The 6169-nt window shown below is 56.1% G+C and carries 8 protein-coding genes and 1 pseudogene; 6 read left to right on the plus strand and 3 right to left on the minus strand.

The features are described 5' to 3' along the window. Position 1: 1 nt before the first annotated feature. A complete protein-coding gene (locus A7A77_RS14780; protein WP_066560082.1) occupies positions 2-511 on the minus strand; it encodes a hemerythrin domain-containing protein in 510 nt (169 codons plus the stop codon). A 194-nt stretch (positions 512-705) separates the two neighbouring features. On the opposite strand from A7A77_RS14780, the gene gntA reads away from it, so the two are divergent. Both gntA and A7A77_RS14790 read left to right on the plus strand, forming a co-directional pair. After that, positions 706-1389 carry a guanitoxin biosynthesis heme-dependent pre-guanitoxin N-hydroxylase GntA gene (gene gntA / locus A7A77_RS14785; protein ID WP_066560086.1) on the plus strand — a complete coding sequence of 228 codons (684 nt, stop codon included), beginning with the start codon at positions 706-708 and terminating at the stop codon, positions 1387-1389. Further along, positions 1386-1970 (plus strand): DUF1989 domain-containing protein, encoded by a 585-nt coding sequence (locus tag A7A77_RS14790; protein ID WP_066560087.1) that lies wholly within the window; start codon positions 1386-1388, stop codon positions 1968-1970. The genes gntA and A7A77_RS14790 overlap by 4 nt, the downstream gene beginning before the upstream one ends. A gap of 35 nt (positions 1971-2005) precedes the next feature. On the opposite strand, the gene A7A77_RS14795 is transcribed toward A7A77_RS14790, so the two are convergent. Both A7A77_RS14795 and A7A77_RS14800 read right to left on the minus strand, forming a co-directional pair. Continuing rightward, positions 2006-2257 carry a lyase family protein gene (locus tag A7A77_RS14795; RefSeq protein WP_216635595.1) on the minus strand — a complete coding sequence of 84 codons (252 nt, stop codon included), beginning with the start codon at positions 2255-2257 and terminating at the stop codon, positions 2006-2008. A 400-nt stretch (positions 2258-2657) separates the two neighbouring features. Then, on the minus strand, positions 2658-3377 hold the full coding sequence (locus A7A77_RS14800) for a transposase (protein ID WP_245638503.1): 720 nt from the start codon (positions 3375-3377) through the stop codon (positions 2658-2660). A 695-nt stretch (positions 3378-4072) separates the two neighbouring features. Between A7A77_RS14800 and A7A77_RS17970 the strand changes: the two genes are divergently transcribed. The 4 genes and pseudogenes from A7A77_RS17970 (at position 4073) to A7A77_RS14810 (ending at position 6141) form a co-directional block, all read left to right on the plus strand. Then, a complete protein-coding gene (locus A7A77_RS17970; RefSeq protein ID WP_156500597.1) occupies positions 4073-4489 on the plus strand; it encodes a hypothetical protein in 417 nt (138 codons plus the stop codon). 22 nt (positions 4490-4511) lie between these two features. Continuing rightward, positions 4512-4742 carry a hypothetical protein gene (locus A7A77_RS14805; protein ID WP_066560097.1) on the plus strand — a complete coding sequence of 77 codons (231 nt, stop codon included), beginning with the start codon at positions 4512-4514 and terminating at the stop codon, positions 4740-4742. Positions 4743-5025: 283 nt separating this feature from the next. Further along, positions 5026-5163 (plus strand): annotated as a pseudogene (locus tag A7A77_RS18370) (TonB-dependent receptor domain-containing protein); the annotation flags it as partial. 552 nt (positions 5164-5715) lie between these two features. Then, a complete protein-coding gene (locus A7A77_RS14810; RefSeq protein ID WP_082836172.1) occupies positions 5716-6141 on the plus strand; it encodes an Hsp20/alpha crystallin family protein in 426 nt (141 codons plus the stop codon). The last annotated feature ends 28 nt before the right edge of the window (positions 6142-6169 follow it).

Consider the following 6169-nt stretch of genomic DNA (forward strand, 5'->3'; position numbering starts at 1 on the left):
TCTACTCCGCCGTGCGCATACGCGCCGGTGGCAAACCCTTCGCTTCGGCAAGCTGCTTGAGTTCGTCCTTTCGATCCAGCATCTGCTGACCGATCTCGTGGAGGTCGACATCGGCAGCACGCGCCTGCTGGAACATGTTGTCGTGCTGCTTTTCTTCCTCCTTCACGTGATGTTCGATCTGCTCCTTGAGCACCGTCACCTTGGCGTCGAAGAATTCCTCGTCCGGACTGCCCTCGGAGATTTCGTTGACGAGCAGCTTCGCACCGTCATGTTCGACATAGGCTTCCTTCAGTAAATCCTCGTCGATCTTGCCTTCGAGCGCGGGATAAAAGATTTCTTCCTCGATAATCGTGTGAATCTTGAGCTCGTTGCATATCTGCTCGGCAATCCGGGCTTTCTGATCGCGACCGGATGCGCTCTCGAAGCCCGCAAAGAGCTTTTCCACCTTGCGGTGGTCATTCGCCAGAATGTGCGTAGCGTCCGTGTCGGTATTGGTAGGGGTGGTGGCCATGGTCGATTTCCTCTGATCGAAGGAGCGTCCCACAGCCAAAGTAAGTTCCCGCCATCCGCCTGATACGGCCTGTATGGCTCGGGAATCACGATGAACGGATCGGCCCAACCCGCTGCACCAACGGCTGAACCATAAACAATTCAATTTCCGCCCGGAAATCGGAGCCATTTCGGCGGACGCCGGTTGGTAGAGACATGGAAACTCTTTCGCGCCGACAACAATCCGCCGGTCTGGAGGAACAGTTCCGTGCCATGATCGCGGAACGCACCTTTCCCTGCGTCGGAGCCAAGTCAGCCGCCGCACAGGGGGCGCTTCAGGTCATTGTTGCGCGCGATATTACGAGTGCGTGGAATGACCTCGAGATCATTCGGACCCTGGTAGATTGGTCGGGCGAGTACCGGGACGAGCCGGACGGCCTGCGCAGCTTCGCTGTCATTTTTGAAGGACCCGACGATCTCGACGAGATTGGTTTTGAAAAGGCCATGTGGCAGCGGCTGCAATCGATCTCAGACAAGGACGCATGGCTCGGGCAGAACCTCGACGAACGCGTGAGCGCAGATCCGGAAGACCCGCACTTCTGTGTAAGTTTTGGCGGCGAAGCCTATTTCGTGGTCGGCCTGCACCCTGCCGCCTCGCGCCCCGCGCGTCGTTTCAAGCGCCCCGTACTGGTGTTTAACCTGCACGACCAGTTCGAACGTTTACGTGCCGAGGGCCGTTATGAGCGGATGCGTGAGCGCATAATGGAACGCGACGAGGCTTTGGCTGGATCGACCAACCCGATGCTCGCCCGCCACGGGGATGCCAGCGCGGCCCGCCAGTTCAGTGGTCGGGCGGTCGGAAAGGATTGGCGCTGCCCCTTCGAGGATCCACGCGCTTGAGCGCCACGATTGAAATTCCTCCGCGGACTGGCACCGCCTTTCATTTACGAAAGGGCAGCATGCTCACCGTGATCGACCCGCAGGGTTGCCAGGTCTCCGACTTGCTCGCGTTTGCCGCTAGCGACGTACGTGAGGTTATCTCGAACGGGCGTACCTTTGATTATGAGGAAACGCTGAGGCTCACCACCGGCAATACCCTATGGTCAACCCGATCCAACGCGATGCTCAGAATTTGCGCCGATGACGTTGGTCGACACGATTTCCTTCTGACTCCATGTAGCGAGGCGACCTTTCGGCATTTCTATCCGTCAAAGCCGGTACACCGTGGCTGCTTCGGCAATCTCGCAGAGGCGCTGGGGCCTTATGGAATCGAACCTGATTCCATCCCGACCGCGTTCAACCTTTTCATGAATGTGCCGGTTGATGCCCGCGGGCGTTTGCGTGTCGATCCACCCGTTAGCAAGGCCGGCGACAGTATCACATTGAAGGCAGAAATGGATCTGGTGATCGGTCTTACCGCCTGCTCTGCCTATGCCTCTAACGGCGGAACCTTCAAGCCCATCCACTACCGAATCAACTGAAGGTAGCGATCTACGGGAAGTGAGCAACTCGATTGCTATGAGCATGGCGTGACCGCTTTGGTGCCCCCACTAGGCGCTTGAGTGCTTAGGCTCGGCGAGATCGCGTCTGCCAAGTTCCTATCAAGTTTGTCCATTTCAGCGTTTGTTTGCGCTGCTGCATCTTTGATCATGCCAAGGGCGTGGATGATCCGCATCGGCATTTTTTCATTGCTGATGCGGAAGTTCTCGAAGCTCCGCTGGGTTTGCGCACCAAAAAGCCTTTCGGCAGGGATATCTATCTTGCTCATGGTCTCTGCTTCGGTCCGGGTTTTGGTCATCATCACCCTCTAAAGGGACGCCCGCAACGACCAGGAGTTTTTGGCGCGAACGATGAGATCTTAGATCGGGCAGGCAGATTGGCGGCCTGAGTGCCTGTTTTTCGGCGTCACTCGGTTGCGTTCTGGCCATTTCCACCCTCGTCGATGTGCGTCGGGCACACCTATGCCGAGGCGGCTCGTCTTTCGTGGAAAATCAGGTGGTCGAAGTTATAGGCCACATTGGCGAGGGTGAGTTTGGCCTGCGGCCTAGCAAGGCCGATGGTGCGGATGAACAGACCGTCCCTTCTTGGTTGATGCGCAAAGACTATCGGCCCAGATATCGGCGGCGGTGTTGTGCGGATTCACGACATAGCGCAGTTCCCGTCCATCGCTATGCGCCGCCTAGGTAGCTTTGCCCTCGCGGATAAAGCCAAAGCGTCGGTCGATGCTGATATGCGACTTGTAGCCGAACACGTGTGTAAAGATCTGTGGCAGGGGCGTACCATCGGGGCGGTAGCGAACCTTGCCCCCCGACCTTCGCCGTCCAGCGTGCATCGACATCGTTTTGGTGCACATTATTTGGCTTGCCCGGCCAGATTTGTTTTGCGGACTTGTTTGCCTTGAACGCTGCCATCTCTTCCTCGGTATTGCGCTGCTTGGGAGCGGGAACCAGCGTGGCAACGCCGATCGGGCCGCCTATGGCGAGGTACCCGCGCTCGCGCAGTTGCTGCTCGAACGCCTGCATCAGCGCTTCGGGTGTTCCGCTCTCGGCCAGACGGTTGCGGTAGTGGCGGATGGTGTTCTCGTCGGGCATCGTGCCGCCCAGATCAAAACCGAAGAAGCGCATCCACGAAAGCTGGTCCCGGGTCATGAACTCCATGCGGACGTCGGAAAGGTTATGCTGAGCCTGCACCACCAGCACCTTGAACATCGAGACCGGGTCGAACGGCGGTCTGCCGCCTTTTGCACCATCGTTGTATCCCAGCCCCTTTACCAGAAGTGGGCGGGAACGCTCGAAATCCACGGCCTCGCCCAATACCTCAAGTGGATCGCCATCCCGGCTCAGCCGTTCCAGACGCTCCGACAGCGAAAACAGGCTCGATGGGTGCATCACCGTTATCCCCTCGTCGACGATGAATCACATCAGCACCGGGAATGCGAGGCGTTATTGTGGGCGTCCATCTTGGTTGCGAGATGCGGTTTCTGATCGGACGTGCGACGCGACAATCAGGCAAGCAATTATGATGTTTATTAAGGCGCATTACCTGATCAGCAGAACTGTTGCGACACAGAACCGGAACCATGCGTCATTAATTTCGTAGGAATATCGAGCAGCAGAAACATTATGACTGTGCGCGGGTGACCCAGAACTAAGGGGCTACGACGACAAATGGCGAACTGGTTTCTGATTTTGAGTGCGATATTGGGTTGCGGAAGCGCCTCACAGACTTGTCGACCGGACGATGCTGGAAACGAGGGCGCAGTTTGTGTGGAAGGCGGCGATAAACCTATGCCCTCTGCCATTCCAGAAGCAAACCGAGACTCACCGTCAGAAAACCTGATTATCGTAATCGATCAAGGGCCTATCGCGAAGTGCTGTCCTCTCGGCTCGTCGCCCGAGCAATGTCGAAACTATCTGGAGCAGGATGTCGAGCCGGCGAACGAAACAAGATGTGAAGTTTGGCCGTCGAGGACGAAACCAGAAGAATAACGGAACATGAATGGGCTTGCCCCGTTGGTTTGGGAAAGGAGACATGTCGTCGCCTTGAACGGGATGGGAGAAAGAACTTAAGACAGGAGAGAGAAATGTTTTTGAAGAAGGCTACAATGGCAACGCTCTTTGCCACTGCAGCCATGACGGTTGCACCAAGCGCTCAAGCCCAGCACGTGGAAGGCGATGCGCGAAGCCCGGTGGTTCAGTGGGGCCGCATGATGGCAGAGCCTGGTACGTTCTGGCTCGATAGTATGGATGATCGAGAAGTTATCAGATACACTACTGCGCGAGATGTTAGTCTGTGTCTGCCACGCCCTGACGGCGTGGCCGCCGCCGATAAAGGATATCCGATTCAGGTCACTTGGGACGGTACAAATACAGCAACCCTTTATCCGGGGAATTGTTTGTATTTTGACGCCAAGCGCGTATCCCTCAAACCAGCACGAGCGCTGGAACCAGGTGTTACACTAACCGGCAAGGTGCAGACTGCGGGCGCATTGCGTCACTAATCCATCAGAGCGGGAGATAATCATGAACAAATCCATCGCAATCCTTGCAGCTTTTGCCGTTTCTTCGCTGGCAGCATGCGATAACGGTGTCGAGGAAGCGCAGGAGGATCTGGCAGAACAGCAGCTGGAGTCCCAGGAAGATGTCCTCGAGGAAAAAGCTGACCTCGCCGATGAGATGGGTGCAGAGGCCACCGAAGAAAATCTGGATGACCAGGCTGACGCTATGGGAGAAGCCGCGGACGCGGTGGAATAATCCTTTTCCCCTGCCCGGCGAGCCCTCTGTGGGCTTGCCGGGTTTCGGATACTTGGCAGGTTTTTTTCGATAAGGCACACAAGTGGTATTATGATCCCAGCCCCTAGCCTATGCCTCAGCCGATTGCCAACATGGCGATTTGACCGACTAACGTAGTACAGCAACAGAACGTTCCGAGGATTGGAATGATCGGCCAGATATTCGGTACTTCGTTTCGCTGATTTGTGCGCTTTTTGCGCCACAGTGCTGCGTTGACAGTAGTGGATCCCAACAGAATTGCGAGCCTTTGGGTTCCGGCATTTCGCTTGTCCTACGAGGTGAAAATCTTACGGATGAAGATATCGTGACCCGCAACCAGGGCGGATCGATCGATCTCGGCACCCCGCGCACCGGTTGGCTCGGGGTCGGCTTTAAACTATGAGGGTGGGTGCGACCGCTGAAGACTAAAGCGCGTTGGCTTTGCTCAACGCCGGTCCGGTGTCCTGTGCCCGTCGCATGGCACATAGATTAGGTCATCATCGTCTCAGCGATCTTGACCTTGCACCCTGAGGGGCAAATTGTGGCAAGGCATCAAGCTGATCGTCGAATCTCGCGATCGGAAAAGCAAGCAGCTCGGTCCTGAGATTAGCTAGCCATGGCGCGTCGACATGGAGGCCAAGTGGCCCTCCGCTACGCTCGACTTCCCGTAACCGTCCAGTAGAGCGCGGACACACAAATCTTGAGCATTTAGCACATTGCGTCCGATAGGAATACCAAGCCAGTTCATGAGGCGTCACGGCCTTGGAGAATGGTTCGATCGGCAATCACATCGCCCCATAAGACCTTGAAGGTCACTACTCGGCGAAACGCACATCTAAGATCGGGAACCGCAGGCGGAATTGGTCGTAAGAAGAATGTCCAATAACGATGCCTTGGTTTGCAGGCGATCGCGTCATGTCTTGCGTCCGAGGTAACCAAACCGGAGGAGGATGAAATGGCATTTGGATATTTATCACCCTATCGCACCCGATCTGTAAACCGTCGGTCGCGCTCCAGCACCGGGCTTTCCGATCTTCATCGGCAAATGAACCGCCTTTTCGATGACCTGTTCGAACAAGATGGCGACAGTGGCTTTTACGCCAGGTCAGGTATGAGTGCTCCAGCAATGGATATTCACAACGGTGAGGATTGTGTCGAAATCTGTGTCGAACTTCCCGGAGTCAAGGAAGACGACGTTGAGCTCTCGATCGACGATGGTGTGCTCACTCTGAAGGGAGAGAAAAAGTCTTCCCGAGAGTCAGAGCAATCGGGTTACTCCGAACGGAGCTATGGTACATTCGAACGCCGGATTACCCTGCCATCGAATATAGATGTCGATTCTTGCTCGGCGAGCTTTGATGAAGGCGTTTTGACGATCTGAAGCGTCCCGGGTTTTCCGGAGGCGGTTT

The organism is Croceicoccus bisphenolivorans, assembly GCF_001634625.1.
Classification (GTDB): domain Bacteria; phylum Pseudomonadota; class Alphaproteobacteria; order Sphingomonadales; family Sphingomonadaceae; genus Croceicoccus; species Croceicoccus bisphenolivorans.

Bases quoted from the DNA above. Each gene is read 5' to 3' on its own strand.
- A7A77_RS14780 (WP_066560082.1), bottom strand. From the start codon at position 511: ATGGCCACCACCCCTACCAATACCGACACGGACGCTACGCACATTCTG.
- gntA (WP_066560086.1), top strand. From the start codon at position 706: ATGGAAACTCTTTCGCGCCGACAACAATCCGCCGGTCTGGAGGAACAG.
- A7A77_RS14795 (WP_216635595.1), bottom strand. From the start codon at position 2,257: ATGAGCAAGATAGATATCCCTGCCGAAAGGCTTTTTGGTGCGCAAACC.
- A7A77_RS14800 (WP_245638503.1), bottom strand. From the start codon at position 3,377: ATGCACCCATCGAGCCTGTTTTCGCTGTCGGAGCGTCTGGAACGGCTG.
- A7A77_RS17970 (WP_156500597.1), top strand. From the start codon at position 4,073: ATGTTTTTGAAGAAGGCTACAATGGCAACGCTCTTTGCCACTGCAGCC.
- A7A77_RS14805 (WP_066560097.1), top strand. From the start codon at position 4,512: ATGAACAAATCCATCGCAATCCTTGCAGCTTTTGCCGTTTCTTCGCTG.
- A7A77_RS14810 (WP_082836172.1), top strand. From the start codon at position 5,716: ATGGCATTTGGATATTTATCACCCTATCGCACCCGATCTGTAAACCGT.